Annotated in this window: 11 protein-coding genes; 3 read left to right on the top strand and 8 right to left on the bottom strand. The window is 61.1% G+C overall.

All coding sequences use genetic code 11. The annotated features are described in order from the left end of the window. Nucleotides 1-30 precede the first annotated feature (30 nt). The 5 genes from AC4IHP_RS12955 to betI all read right to left on the bottom strand — a co-directional run bounded on the left by AC4IHP_RS12955 (nt 31) and on the right by betI (nt 7085). Entirely contained in the window at nt 31-1368 is a 1338-nt protein-coding gene (locus AC4IHP_RS12955) for a TldD/PmbA family protein (protein ID WP_490831849.1), read from the bottom strand. After that, nucleotides 1368-2810: a TldD/PmbA family protein gene (locus tag AC4IHP_RS12950; RefSeq protein ID WP_490831848.1), complete on the bottom strand. Its 1443-nt coding sequence runs from the start codon at nt 2808-2810 to the stop codon at nt 1368-1370. The genes AC4IHP_RS12955 and AC4IHP_RS12950 overlap by 1 nt, the downstream gene beginning before the upstream one ends. Nucleotides 2811-3072: 262 nt before the next feature. Next, entirely contained in the window at nt 3073-4776 is a 1704-nt protein-coding gene (betA, locus tag AC4IHP_RS12945) for a choline dehydrogenase (RefSeq protein ID WP_490831847.1), read from the bottom strand. A gap of 154 nt (nt 4777-4930) precedes the next feature. After that, on the bottom strand, nt 4931-6403 hold the full coding sequence (gene betB, locus AC4IHP_RS12940; RefSeq protein WP_122706818.1) for a betaine-aldehyde dehydrogenase: 1473 nt from the start codon (nt 6401-6403) through the stop codon (nt 4931-4933). 88 nt (nt 6404-6491) lie between these two features. After that, nucleotides 6492-7085: a transcriptional regulator BetI gene (gene betI / locus AC4IHP_RS12935; protein ID WP_008085771.1), complete on the bottom strand. Its 594-nt coding sequence runs from the start codon at nt 7083-7085 to the stop codon at nt 6492-6494. Between the two features lie 486 nt (nt 7086-7571). Here betI and AC4IHP_RS12930 point away from each other — a divergent pair, with 486 nt between their 5' ends. Further along, the gene (locus AC4IHP_RS12930; RefSeq protein WP_490831867.1) at nt 7572-9512 is read left to right on the top strand and encodes a BCCT family transporter; all 1941 of its coding nucleotides are present in this window, start codon (nt 7572-7574) and stop codon (nt 9510-9512) included. A 178-nt stretch (nt 9513-9690) separates the two neighbouring features. Here the strand turns inward: AC4IHP_RS12930 and choV are convergent, their stop codons facing one another. The 3 genes from choV to AC4IHP_RS12915 all read right to left on the bottom strand — a co-directional run bounded on the left by choV (nt 9691) and on the right by AC4IHP_RS12915 (nt 12736). Then, a complete protein-coding gene (gene choV, locus AC4IHP_RS12925; RefSeq protein ID WP_016772804.1) occupies nt 9691-10869 on the bottom strand; it encodes a choline ABC transporter ATP-binding protein in 1179 nt (392 codons plus the stop codon). Then, the gene (gene choW / locus AC4IHP_RS12920; RefSeq protein WP_016772805.1) at nt 10866-11711 is read right to left on the bottom strand and encodes a choline ABC transporter permease subunit; all 846 of its coding nucleotides are present in this window, start codon (nt 11709-11711) and stop codon (nt 10866-10868) included. Before choW ends, choV begins: the two co-directional genes overlap by 4 nt. Before the next feature lie 77 nt (nt 11712-11788). Continuing rightward, complete coding sequence (locus tag AC4IHP_RS12915) at nt 11789-12736, bottom strand: choline ABC transporter substrate-binding protein (protein ID WP_016772806.1); 948 nt, start codon at nt 12734-12736, stop codon at nt 11789-11791. 435 nt (nt 12737-13171) lie between these two features. On the opposite strand from AC4IHP_RS12915, the gene AC4IHP_RS12910 reads away from it, so the two are divergent. Beyond that, nucleotides 13172-14548 carry an L-serine ammonia-lyase gene (locus tag AC4IHP_RS12910; protein ID WP_490831846.1) on the top strand — a complete coding sequence of 459 codons (1377 nt, stop codon included), beginning with the start codon at nt 13172-13174 and terminating at the stop codon, nt 14546-14548. A 547-nt stretch (nt 14549-15095) separates the two neighbouring features. Then, nucleotides 15096-16199, top strand: a complete 1104-nt coding sequence (gbdR, locus tag AC4IHP_RS12905) for a choline metabolism transcriptional regulator GbdR (protein ID WP_129997777.1) — start codon at nt 15096-15098, stop codon at nt 16197-16199. Nucleotides 16200-16242 lie beyond the last annotated feature (43 nt).

The raw sequence follows: 16242 nt of genomic DNA, 5'->3' as shown, positions 1-16242 counted from the left end.
CGAGCAGGCTCGCTCCCACAGGTTTTGCATTTACAGCGTCAGCGTGAGTCGGCTGACCAGTGCCCCCGGCAACAGTGCTGACGAGGTATTGCGCTGGCTGTAGGTACTGGCCGACAGCAGCAATTCGCGTTCGGTGGTCAACGCTTCCAGCTGCGAACCGAGCAGGTTATAGGCGCTGTCGTCGAAACGCATGGTGCTGACCGGCGCCTGAATCTCGCCGTTCTCGACCCAGAAGGTCGCGAAGCGGGTCATGCCGGTCATGCGTGCCGCCGGTTGATCCGAGTAGTTCAGGTACCACAGGTTGCTGATGTACAGGCCGGTGCCCAACTGCTTGAGGATCTCTGCTTGCGACAGATCACCGGCGGCCATGTTCAATGCGCTGGGCATCTCGCCGCCACCCGCACCGTTCGCCGCCAGACCATATTCGGCGGCGCTGCGCGAGCCGACCAGTTGATCGCCGGCCCGGCCTTCGATGATCAGACGCAGATCGCTGCGCGGATAACCCTCGGCGGAAAACGCCGGACTCAGGGATTCGCTGACTTTTTCATCCAGCGACAGCAGCGGGCTGAACGCCTGATCGCCGACATAGAGCTTCTGCAGCGGGCTGCTCTTGCTGGCAATCGACTGCGCGGAAAACCCGCCCCAACTGAGCATGCCCATGATTTCTTCCAGCGCCGCCGGTGCCAGATAGGCGCGGTACTGTCCCGGTGCCAAAGTGCGTAACGGTCGGCCGAGAAACTCCAGCTGTTCGCGGGCCTGGGCGAAACGCCGGGCGAAACCATCGTCGCTCCAGTCGTGCCCGGCATAGCTGGCCTTCACCGCTTCGCCGTTTGCGTGGAACAGGCTGAAGTCGAAATTGAAGCTGTTGGCTTCATGCCAGCCGAACGCGCCGGCAGAACTGGCGAAACCGCGGCTGATCGGGCCGGCAGCATAAAAACCGACCAGATCGAGACCTTCAGCGGCGGCGCAGATTTGCCCGACGACATCTTCCGTGTCCGGCAGCGGATGTGCTTGTACGTGCGTGCTCTGCCAGCTGTTGTGATTGAGCAACAGGTACGGATCCTGCGGCAGCAGCGGCAGGGTTTCGCGCAGTTGTTGCAGGCCCTCGGCGAGCCGTTGCAGATCGGCTTCCTGATCCCCGGACAAGGTGATCTGGAGGTCGGCGTGGCGACCGTCGTCGATCAGTTTCAGGCCGACGTTGGCCTGTTGCACTTGCCCGGCCTGACGCACCTTGGCGTGATTGAAGCGCACGAACGCCGAGGCTTCGGCGGCGTAGCTGAGCGTGAACTGTTCCGGCTCGCGCACGCTGTCGCGCAGCCAGTTGACCATGACCTTGAAGGCGTCGGACTGACGCTTCGAAATGCTCATCAGGCGTCTCCCCCAAACACATCAATGTTGCTGAATACGCAGGCCGGCGAAGCGTGGCCGACGCGAATCACCTGGTTCGGTTCGCCCTTGCCGCAGTTCGGCGTGCCCAGCACCTTGACGGTGTTGGCATCGCCGACGGCGCGCAGGCTCTTCCAGAAGTGCGCGGAAATGGCCCGGTAGTTGGGATTTTTCACCACGCCTTTGAGTTCACCATGCTCGATCAACTGGCCCCATTCGCAGCCGAACTGGAATTTGTTGCGCGCATCGTCGATCGACCACGAACGGTTGGTGCTCATCAGAATGCCGTGCTCGATACCGCCGATCATCTGCTCCAGCGTCTGATCGCCCGGCTCGATGTTGAGGTTGGCCATGCGGTCGATCGGCGGTCGGTTCCAGCCGCAGGCGCGGCTGTTGGCAACACCGTCGAGGCCGGCGCGATATTGCGACAATGCTCCGCCCAGCGGCCGCAGCAAGAGGCCGTCACGAATCAGGAATTGTTTGCTCGCCGCAGTGCCGTCGTCGTCATGGCCGTAGCTGGCGAGTTCTTCCGGGATGCCCGGATCGAAAGTTACGTTGAGCAGGTTCGAGCCGTATTGCAGGCTGCCGAAATCGCCGGTCTTGACGAAACTGGTGCCGGCGTAATTGCGCTCGTCGCCGAGAATGCGGTCGAGCTCCAGCGGGTGACCGATGGATTCGTGGATCTGCAGCATCATCTGATCGGGCATCAGCAGCAGGTCGCGCGGGCCTTGCGGCGTGTTCGGCGCGAGCAGCAGTTGCAGGGCCTGATCGGCGACTTGCGGACCGGCACCGACCAGGCCGCAGCGGCTGATGACATCGGCGCCACCCTGTTGGCCGAAGTTCTCGCGGCCGAGGCTGCGGGTCTGGCTGTCGTTGCCGTCGTAAGCGGTGACGTCGAGGCTTGGATAAACGAAGCGCTGGGCCTGACGCAATTCAGCGCCGGCGCTGCTCAGGTAGATCTGCTCGACATGGGTGATGCCGATGCTCACCTGCCAATTGACCAGACGCTCATCCTTGGGCACCGCGGCGGATTCCGCACCGAGCAGATCGAAGCATTCGCTCAGGGACGGGAAGGGCTGTTCGAGGTTAGGCGAAAAATAATCCGCGCGGTCGCTGGAAAGCGGCTGCTCGCGCAGATCGAGCAAGGCGTGCGGCTTGAGGCGGCGGGCCTGTTGCTCGGCGCGGTCGAGGGCGGCTTGCAGGCCTTGTTGCGAGAGGTCATTGGTCGCCGCGTAGGCTTCGACGCCATTGACGCGTACGGTGAGCATCGCCCCTTCATCGCGGCTCAGGCTCGGCGGTTCGGCGACGTTCTTGCGCACCGACAGGAACTGCCCGGACTCGCGCACATACCGCAGAGAAAAAAATTCAGCGCCCGTGCGCAAGGCAGCAAAGCGCTGCTTGAGCTGGGGGTGGAAATCGAACATTCGGGAACCTCCTTGTAATGGAGTTGCGGCATGGCGACAGCGGGGAGGGATGAAACGGTTGCGCGAGGTCTAGAGTAGGCCTGCGTGGGGGTAGGATCAAGTGAAGAGGGGGTGTAGGGGGTTTTACTGTGGAGCAGGGAATTGTCTATTGACTGTGAGGGCCTCTTCGCGAGCAGGCTCGCTCCCACAGGGGATTTGTGAATGCCACAGATCCCGTGTGGGAGCGAGCCTGCTCGCGAAGGCCGCGCCTCGGTCTTACGACTTACTGAGCAACCGGGGTGATATCCCGCATCGGCTTGCCCTTCACCGGCGCGCCGTTCGCTACGTAGTACGCAGCGTTGCTGCGCGGCAGCGGCTTGCGGCCACGGATCCTGTCGGCGATTTTCTCGGCCATCATGATCGTCGGCGCGTTGAGGTTGCCGGTGGTGATGATCGGCATGATCGAAGCATCGACCACGCGCAGGCTCTGCATGCCGTGCACACGACCTTCGCCATCGACCACGGCCATCTCGTCGGTGCCCATCTTGCACGAGCAGGACGGGTGGAACGCGGTTTCGGCGTGCTCGCGGATGAACTTGTCGAGCTGTTCATCGCTTTGCACGTCGATGCCCGGGCTGATTTCGCGGCCGCGGAACGCGTCGAGGGCCGGCTGCTGCATGATTTCGCGGGTCAGGCGGATGCCGTCGCGGAATTCCTGCCAGTCCTGCTCGGTGGCCATGTAGTTGAACAGGATGCTCGGGTGCTGACGCGGATCCTTGGATTTGACCTGGACGCGGCCACGGCTCGGCGAGCGCATGGAGCCCATGTGCGCCTGGAAACCGTGCTCTTTCACACCGTTGCTGCCGTTGTAGTTAATCGCCACCGGCAGGAAGTGGTACTGGATGTTCGGCCATTCGAATTCCGGACGCGAACGAATGAAACCGCCGGCCTCGAACTGGTTGCTGGCGCCGATGCCGGTGCCGTTGAACAGCCACTCGGCACCGATCGCCGGCTGGTTGTACCAGAGCAGCGACGGATACAGCGAAACCGGTTGGGTGCAGGCGTATTGCAGGTACAGCTCAAGGTGATCCTGCAGGTTTTCACCGACGCCCGGCAGATCGTGGACCACCGGGATGTCGAGGCTTTCCAGCAGTTTCGCCGGGCCGACACCGGAGCGCTGCAGAATCTGCGGCGAAGCGATGGCGCCGGAGCACAGCAGGACTTCCTTGCGCGCCTTGGCTTCAACACGTTCCTCAGCGTCACCGATCAGGTAACGCACGCCGACCGCACGCTTGCCTTCAAAGAGAATCTTGTCGGTCAGGGCGTGTGTGACGATGGTCAGGGTCGAACGCTTCTTGGCGATGTCGAGGTAGCCACGGGCGGTGGAAGCACGGCGGCCATTCGGTGTCACGGTGCGGTCCATAGGACCGAAGCCTTCCTGCTGGTAACCGTTGAGGTCTTCGGTGCGCGGATAACCGGCCTGCACGCCGGCTTCAACCATGGCGTGGAACAGCGGGTTGTTGCCGGCTTTCGGCGTGGTCACGCTGACCGGGCCGTCGCCACCGTGGTAATCGTTCGGGCCGATGTCACGGGTTTCGGCTTTGCGGAAATACGGCAGGCAATCGAGGTACGACCAATCTTCCAGGCCCGGCAGTTTCGCCCAGCCGTCGTAGTCCATGGCGTTGCCACGGATGTAGCACATGCCGTTGATCAGCGACGAACCGCCAAGGCCCTTGCCGCGACCGCACTCCATCCGGCGACCGTCCATGTGTGGCTCTGGATCGGTTTCGTAGGCCCAGTTGTAGCGACGCCCCTGCAGCGGGAACGCCAGCGCAGCGGGCATCTGCGTGCGGAAGTCGAGGCGGTAGTCCGGCCCCCCGGCTTCGAGCAGCAGAACGGTGACGCCTTCGTCTTCAGTCAGACGGGTCGCCAGGGTGTTACCGGCCGAGCCGGCACCGATGATGATGTAATCGAATTCTTGGGACATTGAATGCACCCTCTTTGATAGTGGTCAGGTCGGCTCTAGACGAGTGCTGCGCACTCGATTCGCGAGCAGGCTCGCTCCCACAGGAGAAATATTTTCAAGGTGGGAGCGAGCCTGCTCGCGAAGAGGCCTTCGCGGGCAACGCAAATCTCGGGTCTTAGAACACCGAAACGTAATCGCCCAGCTCGACCTGTACCGATTTGATGCGGGTGAAGTTGTTCAGCGAGCTGATGCCGTTCTCACGGCCCACGCCCGACTGCTTGTAGCCGCCGACCGGCATTTTCGCGTCGGACTCGCCCCAGGCGTTGATCCAGCAGATACCGGCTTCCAGTTGATGAATCACGCGGTGAGCGCGGTTCAGGTCTTTGGTGACGATACCGGCGGCCAGGCCGAAGTCGGTATCGTTGGCGCGGCGGATCACTTCTTCTTCGGTTTCGTAGGAGAGGATCGCCATCACCGGGCCGAAGATTTCTTCGCGCACGATGGTCATGTCGTCGGTGCAGTCGGTGAATACGGTTGGCGCAACGAACGCGCCTTTGGCGAATTCGCCGTCGGTCAGACGACCGCCGCCGCACAGCACGCGTGCGCCTTCTTCTTTACCCTTGGCGATGTAACCCAACACGCTTTCCATGTGCGGGAAGCTGACCAGCGGGCCGAAATTGGTGTTCTCGTCTTCCGGGTTGCCGACGCGGATGCGGGCAACGCGCTCAACGATCTTGGCTTCAAAAGCGGCTTTCAGGTGCGCCGGTACGAACACGCGAGTGCCGTTGGTGCAGACCTGACCGGAGCTGTAGAAGTTGGCCATCATCGCGGTGTCGGCAGCGCGATCGAGATCGGCGTCGTCGCAGATGATCAGCGGCGACTTGCCGCCCAGTTCCATGGTCACGTCTTTGAGCGACGATGCCGAAGCGCTGGCCATCACCTTCTTGCCGGTGTCGGTGCCGCCGGTGAAGGAGATTTTTTCGATGCGCGGGTGCTCGGTCAGCCAGGTGCCGACTTCACGGCCGCTGCCGGTCAGGACGTTGAACACGCCGTTCGGCACACCGGCTTCGGTGTAGATCTCGGCCAGTTTCAGAGTGGTCAGCGAGGTGACTTCGCTTGGCTTGAAGATCATCGCGTTACCGGCCGCCAGGGCTGGAGCGGATTTCCACAGGGCGATCTGGATCGGGTAGTTCCAGGCACCGATACCGGCGACTACGCCCAGCGGTTCGCGACGGGTGTAAACGAAAGAAGTGTCACGCAGCGGGATCTGCTCGCCTTCGATGGCGGGCACCAGGCCTGCGTAGTATTCCAGCACGTCAGCGCCGGTGACGATGTCGACGTACTTGGTTTCGGAGAAGGATTTGCCGGTGTCCAGGGTTTCCAGCGCGGCCAGCTCATCGTTGCGCTCGCGCAGGATGTCAACGGCGCGACGCAGGATGCGCGAACGCTCCATGGCGGTCATCGCGGCCCAGATTTTCTGGCCCTTTTCGGCGCTGACCACGGCGCGCTCGACGTCGTCTTTGGTCGCACGTTGCACCAGTGCGAGGACTTCACCGTTCGCCGGGTTGATGGCTTCGAAGGTGGCGTCGCTGCCGGCGTCGGTGTACGCGCCATCGATGTAGAGTTTTTGCAGTTCGAAACGGGCCATAGTGTCCTCGCAAGTGCATTGGTGGTTGGCGTTGACCACCGCGATCACGCTGCGGTGGAATTCAGGGGCCGAGCATTTTCTCTGTGCTCTAGCTCACCTTCTTGGCCAATTGGAAATCCATGTATTCGTAAGCGATCTGTTGCGCCTGCGCCGTGTCGAAAGCGTCTCCCGACAGCGCGCCGCGCAACCACAAGCCGTCAATCAACGCTGCCAGACCCCGGGCGGCGCTGCGCGCATCTTCGAGCGGCAGCACACGGCGGAACTGGCAGCACAGGTTGGAATACAGACGGTGATCGTTGATCCGCTGCAACCTGTGCAAAGACGGCTGGTGCATGCTGGTGGCCCAGAAGGCCAGCCAGGTTTTCATTGCCGGGCCATTGACCTGGCTGGCGTCGAAGTTGCCTTCGATGATCACCTGCAGATGCGCCCGTGGGCTGTCATCTGCCAGCGCCTGACGGCGCGCGGTGACGCTCTCGCTGAGGGCGGTCATCAGGTACCGCATCGTGGCGGCGATCAGGCCGTTCTTGTCCTGAAAGTAATGACTGATGATGCCATTCGAGACACCGGCCAAACGGGCGATCAGCGCAATGCTGGCGTCCCCCATTCCGACCTGATCGACCGCCTGCAAAGTGGCTTCGATCAGTTGTTGGCGGCGGATGGGTTGCATACCGACCTTGGGCATCTTGCACATCTCCTTAGGCCTTCCGAGGGGCGAATGACGCCGATCGGATTGAGGGCCAGTCTATTTTGTTTTGATTGAACGTTCAATCAACAAAGAATAAGATCTGCGACAATTCGTCGCTGCCTACAGAAAATTCCTACGTGTGATGACGATAAAAACCGACACCTGAAACGGCTCGAAACCTGCGTGGGGCATGGCGCGGTTCGCGATTCGATGGACGTGTTGAAAGGGCAAGACGCTCGGGGCCAGGTTTCGGATGAACGTCCGTCGCCTCTGGCCACGAAAGCGAATACGCAACGCCATTTCGGCAGGTTCGGGCTTTTTTCGGAGTGTCTTTATATCACCCGCCGGTCGGCTGCCAACTAACCGATTGGTCGGGTTCCGTGATGCCTTGTGTTCTTCTCTCGCACTGCCTGGAGCATTTGTGCCATGAGTTCTGCCTCGCTAATAAAGACCCCGCCCGAGAAGGTGACGGTCAACGGTTGGGTGTTCTACACCTCGACCGCGCTGATTCTGTTGTTGACCGCCATTCTGATCATCGCCCCGCAAGAGGCCGGCAGAATGTTGGGGATGGCCCAGGCCTGGTTGTCGCGCAGCTTCGGCTGGTACTACATGGTGGTGATCGCCGCCTATCTGGTGTTTGTGGTCGGTCTGGCGTTTTCCTCGTACGGCAAACTCAAACTGGGCAGCAAGGACGACACCCCGGATTTCAGCTACGGCGCCTGGGCGGGGATGCTGTTCTCATCGGGCATCGGCATTTCGCTGTTGTACTTCGGCGCGTCCGAGCCGCTGGATCACTACTTCAATCCGCCGGAAGGCACCTCGGCCAGCAATCTGGCCGCGCGTCAGGCAGTGCAACTTACCTTCCTGCACTGGGGCCTGCACGGCTGGGCGATCTACGCGTTGGTCGGTCTGGCCGTGGCGTATTTCGCCTATCGGCATAACCAGCCACTGGCGCTGCGTTCGGCGCTGTATCCGCTGGTCGGCGAGCGTTGGGTCAAAGGCGCGGCCGGTCACGCAGTGGACGGCTTCGGCATGTTCGTGACCCTGCTGGGTCTGGTGACCAACCTGGGGATTGGCTCGCTGCAAGTGTCGTCCGGGCTGGAAAACCTGTTCGGCATGGAGCACAGCAACACCAACCTGCTGATCGTCATCATCGTCATGAGCACCGTGGCGACCATCGCCGCTGTGTCCGGTGTGGAAAACGGCATCCGTCGTCTGTCCAACCTGAACATCGTGCTGTTCAGCGGCCTGCTGATTTTCGTCCTGCTGTTCGGCCCGACTTTGCACCTGCTCAACGGCTTCGTGCAGAACATCGGCGACTACCTCAACGGCGTGGTGCTGAAGACCTTCGACCTGTACGTCTATGAAGGCGACAGCGCCAAGTCCGACCGCTGGCTTGGCCTGTGGACGCTGTTCTACTGGGCGTGGTGGATTTCCTGGGCGCCATTCGTGGGCATGTTCATCGCACGGATTTCCCGTGGCCGCAGCGTGCGTGAACTGGTCGCTGGCGTGCTGCTGATTCCGCTGGGCTTCACCTTGGCGTGGCTGTCGATCTTCGGCAACTCGGCGCTGGATCTGGTGATGAATCAGGGCGCGGTGGAGCTGGGCAAGACGGCGCTGGAACAGCCGTCGATGGCGATCTATCAGTTGCTTGAGCATTACCCTGCGTCGAAAGTCGTCATCGGGGTGTCGATCTTTGTCGGCTTTGTGCTGTTCCTGACCCCGGCCGACTCCGGCGCGGTGATGATGGCGAATCTTTCCTGCAAGGGCGGCAACGTCGACGAAGACGCGCCGCACTGGCTGCGGATCTTCTGGTCGGTGGTGATCACGCTGGTGACCATCGGCCTGTTGTTTGCCGGCAACTTCGAAGCCATGCAGACCATGGTGGTGCTGGCCGGCCTGCCGTTCTCGGTGGTGCTGATCTGCTTCATGTTCGGCCTGCACAAGGCGATGCGCCAGGACGTGCAGATCGAGCAGGAGCAAGCGCAGCTGGCCGAGCGTGGGCGCCGTGGTTTCAGTGAGCGCCTGACGCAACTGGATCTGCAGCCGAGCCAATCGGTGGTGCAGCGCTTCATGGACAAACACGTCACCCCGGCGCTGGAAGATGCAGCGGCGCAATTGCGCAATCAGGGCATCGAAGTGCAGACGCTGTTGGGCAAGGCCAAGCGCTGCATGGGCGTGCGGGTCGAGATGGAAGAGGGCAACCCTTTCGTTTACGAGGTGAGCCTGGAGGGTTATCTGGCGACCCCGACTGAATCGGCGCAAGCGGATGAAGCGCGTCAGCGTTACTACCGGGCCGAGGTGTATCTGCACAACGGCAGCCAGGATTACGACTTGATGGGCTTCACCCCGGAGCAGATCACCCGGGATGTGCTGGATCAGTTTGAAAGCCATCGGCAGCTCCTTGGCCGGGTGTATAGCTAAACTGCATGGGCGCGGTGTTTCAGTCTGAAGCACCGCGTTGTTCCTCTAAAAGATCGCAGCCTTCGGCAGCTCCTACATAAATCGCATTCCCCCTGTAGGAGCTGCCGAAGGCTGCGATCTTTTGATCTTCAAAAAAAAACGCCGCGATCCTCTCGCGGCGTTTTTGTGTCTGGGGTTCTTAGCCCAGATTCTTGCCCAGCAACGCGTGATACAACTCGCTGTCGCCCAGAATCCCCACCACATGATTGTTATCGTGCAGCACCAGCTTGTTGCCGGTCTGATAACGGATCTGCAGCGCGTCACGCATGCCGATGTTCGAGTCGACCAGCGTCGGCTTGCGTTCCAGGCCTTCCACCGCTTGCCCCGGTGCCCAGTTCTGCAGGTTGAGTACTGAACCGTTCTGCCGTGCGCCTTTGATGGTGTTGCCTTCGGCCAGGTCCAGCCACGAGTCGCCGCCCGGATCGAGGCACACCGAGCCGTTGATGCGTTTGCACTTGTCCAGCGTGCGCATCAGGCTGCGACCGCAGAGCACGTTGAGCGGGTTGGTGTGGGCGACGAAGGTGCGCACATAGTCGTCCGCCGGGTTGAGGACGATTTCTTCCGGCACGCTGTACTGGATGATCCGACCGTCCTTCATGATCGCGATGCGGCTACCCAATTTGAGCGCTTCATCGAGGTCGTGGCTCACGAACACGATGGTCTTGCTCAGCTTGCGCTGCAGCTCCAGCAGTTCGTCCTGCAGACCCTGGCGGATCAGCGGGTCGAGGGCCGAGAACGGTTCGTCCATCAGCAGGATATCGGCGTCCATGGCCAGCGCACGGGCGAGGCCGACGCGCTGCTGCATGCCGCCAGAGAGTTCGTCCGGCTTCTTGTTGCGCCATTGGGTCAGGCCAACCAGTTCGAGTTTCTCGTCGACCAGTTTCTTGCGTTCCTTCTCCGGTCGACCCTGCATTTCCAGACCGAAACTGATGTTTTCGCGCACCGTCAGCCACGGCATCAGGGCGAATTTCTGAAAGACCATGGCAATGCGCTTGGTGCGCATCATCTTCAGCTCGGCGGGCGTGCAGGACGCGATGTCGATCTGACGGTTTTCATGCTCGACGAACAGCTTGCCACGGCTCACGGTGTTGAGGCCGTTGATGCAGCGCAGCAGGCTCGACTTGCCCGAGCCGGAGAGGCCCATCAGCACGCAGATCTCGCCTTTGTTGATGTCCAGCGTGGCTTTTTCCACGCCGACGATCTGACCGGTCTTCTTCAGGATCTCGTTGCGGGTCATGCCCTGATCAAGCAGCTTGAGTGCCTCGCGCGGGTCTTTGGAGAAGATTACGTCGACGTCTTCGAAGCGAATTATGCTCATGCGTCACCCCCTACTTTAGCGTCGGGTTGTTTGCAGATACGGTCGAGCATGATCGCCAGCAGTACGATTGCCAGGCCTGCTTCGAAGCCCAGCGCAATATCAGCAGTGTTCAGTGCGTTGACCACCGGTTTGCCGAGTCCGTCGGCGCCGACCAGTGCCGCGATCACCACCATCGACAGCGACAGCATGATGCACTGGGTGATGCCGGCCGCGATGCTCGGCATGGCGTGCGGCAGTTCGATCCGTGAGAGTAGCTGGCGACGCGAGCAGCCGAAGGCCTTGCCGGCGTCCATCAGTTCTTGCGGGACATCGCGGATGCCCAGGTAGGTCAGGCGGATCGGCGCCGCGATGGCGAAGACCACCGTGGAGATCAGGCCCGGAACCACACCCAGCCCGAAGAGGGTCAGGGTAGGAATGAGGTAAACGAAGGTCGGTACGGTCTGCATCAGATCGAGCACCGGCCGCATCATGGTGTAGAACATCGGTTTGTGCGCGGCGACGATGCCCAGCGGCACGCCGATCAACACGCAGACCAGGGTGGCGAACAGCACCTGGGCGAGGGTTTCCATGGTTTCCTGCCAGTAACCCAGGTTGAGGATCAGCAGGAACGAGGCGACCACGAACGCGGTCAGGCCCCACTTGCGTTGAATCAGATGGGCAATGATGGCAATCAGGCCAATCAGCACCAGTGGGTTGAACCAGGTCAGCGCAAACGTCACGCCGTGGATCATCGTTTCCAGTGTCACGGCGATTGCGTCGAAGGTGTTGGCGCCGTGTTGCGTCAACCATTCGACGAAGCCCGCGATGTACTGGCCTAAAGGTATTTTCTGATCAATCAGCATGGTAGTGAACGTCCGCATGCAAGGAAATTAACAGCCCGGGCAGGCACGCCTGCCCGGCATAAGCGATGCTCCTCAAATCAAGGCGCGAGCTTGGCTTTCACGGCCTCCAGGCCTGGTTTACCGTCAATGGTGGTCACGCCAGCGAGCCAGGTATCGAGCACCTGTGGATTCTTTTTCAGCCAGGCCTTGGCGGCCGCGTCAGGCTTCATCTTGTCGTCGAGGATGTTGCCCATCAGTTCACTTTCCATGTCGACGGTGAACTCCAGGTTTTTCAACAACTGACCGACATTGCTGCATTCTTCGGCATAACCCTTGCGGGTGTTGGTCGCCACAGTGGCTGCGCCGAAATCGGGGCCGAAGAAATCGTCGCCGCCGGTCAGGTATTGAATCTTGAAGCGCTTGTTCATCGGGTGCGGTGCCCAGCCGAGAAAGACCACGGCAGTGTCGCGCTTCTGCGCCCGGTCGACTTGCGAGAGCATGCCGGCCTCGGAAGATTCGACGATCTTGAAGCCAGCGGTTTTCAGGCCGAAGGCGTCCTTGTCGATCATGCTCTGGATCAGCCGGTTGCCGTCGTTGCCCGGCTCGATGCCGTAGATCTTGCCGTCGAGCTCTTTCTTGAATTTGGCGATGTCGGCGAAGTCGTGCAGGCCTTTGTCGTAGAGGGCTTGCGGCACGGCGAGGGTGTATTTGGCGCCCTTGAGGTTGGTGCGCACGGTGTCGACGGTGCCGGCATCGCGATACGGCTTGATGTCGTTCTCCATGGTCGGCATCCAGTTACCGAGAAACACGTCCATGTTCTTGCCGTCGGCCAGCGACTTGTAGGTCACGGGCACGGAGATCATGGTGGTCTTGGTCTTGTAGCCGAGGGCGTTGAGAACAACGGAAGTGGTAGCGGTGGTGGCGGTGATGTCGGTCCAGCCGACATCGGAGAAGTTAACGAGGCTGCACTGTGCCGGTTCTGCGGCTTGCGCCAGTAACGGCAGACTCAACAGGGCGGCCAACAACAACGACGGGGAACCTTTCATGGATGGACTCCTTGGTGTTTTTTTTGGCAGTGTTCCGACTGTGGACCACCGCACTTATGGGTTGCGGTTGGTGGCGTTCTGAAGACAGCTCTACCGCAGCGCCTTGCAATCGAGTCATCCCGATCATGTACCAGTGAAAATCTGACGCCTACAGGGAGGGTCGTATCCAGTACAGGGATGGTCGCTTCCAGTGTCGGTGACGTCGCTTACAGCTTTTTTCCGCCCTCGATGACCTGCTCAACGGCATAAAAACGGCGTATTTGCGGGGCGAAAACGTAACGACGCTGCTGGACATGACTGCGTCGGTGTCAGACGCCGAGCGCGCCGACAAAAGCCCGATGATGCCGGCATTCGGCGGATCGCAGCTTGAGCGTAGCAGCTCCGCCAGCGGGCGCTTTTGCCGCCCGGACCGGTATTCTCAGGAGCTTCGCAGCAATGGCTATCAGCGTTTTCGACCTGTTCAAAATCGGCATCGGCCCTTCCAGTTCCCACACCGTCGGGCCGATGCGCGCCGCCGCACTGTTCGTCGAGTCGCTGCGCGGTAAGCATCAACTGGAGAAGGTGCAGCGCATCGAGGTGCAGTTGTTCGGATCGCTTTCCGCCACCGGCATCGGTCACGGCAGCGACAACGCGGTGATCATGGGCCTGATGGGCGAGTGGCCGGACGCAATCGACCCGACGCAGATCGGCCCGCGCATTCAGGCGCTGCGCGAAACCCATACGCTTTTATTGGATGGCCGCCTGGCGGTGCCGTTTATCTGGGCGCGGGACATGCGCCTGATCGATGAAAACCTGCTGTTCCATCCCAACGCCATGACGCTGGTAGCCGAAGGCGAGTTCGGTGAGCTGCACCGTGACACCTACTATTCGGTCGGAGGCGGCTTTGTCGTTGATCAGGCGCAAGCGGCCAGCGGTGTGGTCGATCTGGATCGCACTGAATTGCCCTACGATTTCTCCAGCGCGGTCGAGCTGCTGCAGTTATGCAAAACGCACAACCTGCGCGTCGCCGAACTGATGATGGCCAACGAAAAGGTCTGGCGCAGCGAAGAAGAAATCCGCGCCGGCCTGATGAAACTGTGGCGGGCGATGCAGGATTGCGTCGAGCAAGGCCTCAAGCACGAAGGCATTCTCCCCGGCGGCTTGAACGTGCGGCGTCGTGCGGCGAAGTTGCACCGCAGCCTGCAAGAGCTGAACAAACCGAATGTCATCGGCTCGACCCTGAGCGCGATGGAGTGGGTCAATTTGTTCGCTCTGGCCGTCAATGAAGAGAACGCCGCCGGCGGGCGCATGGTTACCGCGCCGACCAATGGCGCGGCGGGGATCATCCCGGCCGTGCTGCACTACTTCATGAAATTCAGCGAGGCAGTCACTGACGCCAACGTCGTCGACTATTTCCTCGGCGCGGCGGCAGTCGGTATTTTGTGCAAGAAGAATGCTTCTATATCGGGTGCGGAGGTCGGTTGCCAGGGCGAGGTCGGTTCGGCCTGCGCGATGGCAGCGGCGGGGCTGGCGGAGATTCTCGGCGCTACCCCTGAGCAGTTGTGCAACGCGGCGGAAATCGGCCTGGAACACAATCTGGGCCTGACCTGCGACCCGGTCGGCGGGCTGGTGCAAGTGCCGTGCATCGAGCGCAATGCGATCGCCGCAGTGAAAGCTATCAACGCGGCGCAAATGGCCCTGCGTGGCGACGGTCAGCACTTTATCTCGCTGGACCGGGTGATCCGCACCATGCGCGATACCGGCGCCGATATGCATGACAAATATAAGGAAACTTCGCGCGGTGGGTTGGCGGTCAGCGCGGTTGAGTGCTGAGCCAGCTACACCGAGGTGGATTCTTCGCGAGCAGGCTCGCTCCCACAATAGATCTCCAGTGAACACACTATTTGTGGACCCCAGATTCCAATGTGGGAGCGAGCCTGCTCGCGAAGGCGCCAGACCAGTCAAAACTGCTCAACAAAAGAACACCCCAATCCAGCCGCGCCACCTTTTGGCGCGTCGCAATCAGACAAGCGCCATTGTCCGTCGTGACTTGTTGGTCGTTACTCGACCGTCCGTCGTCCGTGCTTGCGGTGACACTCTGCGCAAATCCTCTGCAGGCCAGTTCCCACAAGTGCTACCGATCTGCTCACAGGCTGCGCAGCAGGGCTGTCGTGGCGCTTGATGGCACTTCGAAATGGCATGTTCCGAGGTCTCATATAGACGCGTCGCGAGGTCGTTTTCAGGAGTTATTGAATGGCCGTCCAATTTCAGGCACGGCAATTGCTCTGTCATAACAAAGCCTGCTTTCTCTGTGAGACGCGGGCAATAACAAGAGCCTCCGCCTGAGGCCACCACCCGCTTTGTGTGAGGAGATACCGCGATGACGTCGTTCAACTCCGGGGCCCAACCCCAGAACCGTGCGCCTCAATCCATCGGCTTTCTGCTGCTGGACAATTTCACGCTGATTTCCCTGGCGTCCGCCGTTGAGCCGCTGCGCATGGCCAACCAATTGTCCGGTCGCGAGCTGTATCGCTGGAGCACCCTCACCGTCGATGGCGGCCAGGTCTGGGCCAGTGACGGTCTGCAGATCACTCCCGACGCCTCCATGCACAAAGCACCGCAACTGGACACCGTTATTGTCTGCGGCGGGATCGGCATTCAACGCACCGTGACCCGTGAACACGTCTCGTGGCTGCAGAGCCAGGCGCGACAGTCCAAGCGCCTGGGCGCGGTGTGCACCGGCAGTTGGGCGCTGGCCTGCGCCGGTCTGCTCGACGGCTTCGATTGCAGCGTGCACTGGGAATGCCTGGCGGCAATGCAGGAAGCCTTCCCGCGCGTGGCCATGAGCACACGCCTGTTCACCCTCGACCGCAACCGCTTCACCAGCTCCGGCGGCACCGCGCCGCTGGACATGATGCTGCACCTGATCAGCCGCGATCACGGTCGTGAACTGTCGGCAGCGATCTCGGAAATGTTCGTCTACGAGCGCATCCGCAATGAACAGGATCACCAGCGCGTGCCGCTCAAGCACATGCTCGGCACCAATCAGCCGAAGCTGCAGGAAATCGTCGCGCTGATGGAAGCCAATCTGGAAGAGCCGATCGATCTGGATGAACTGGCGGTGTATGTCGCGGTGTCGCGTCGACAGCTGGAGCGGTTGTTCCAGAAATACCTGCACTGCTCGCCGTCGCGCTATTACCTGAAGCTGCGCCTGATCCGCGCCCGGCAACTGCTCAAGCAGACGCCGATGTCGATCATCGAAGTGGCGTCGGTGTGTGGTTTCGTCTCCACGCCGCACTTCTCCAAGTGCTACCGCGAGTACTTCGGCATCCCGCCGCGTGACGAGCGCGTCGGTTCCAACACCACCCAGCAGGTAGCCATGCTGCCGCTGCCGCAGGCCATCGTGATGTCGCCGCTGTCGGGGCCGATGTCGGCGCTGAGCCAGGCGCGCAATGAGTCGACGTTTGCCAGCGTAAGGCTGTAAAGCAAAAGATCGCAGCCTTCGGCAGCTCCTACATTTGGAATAC

Source organism: Pseudomonas sp. UF-293, assembly GCF_058245595.1.
Note: the sequence above shows the minus strand (reverse complement) of the source record. Positions and strands in the feature narration are given on the sequence as shown.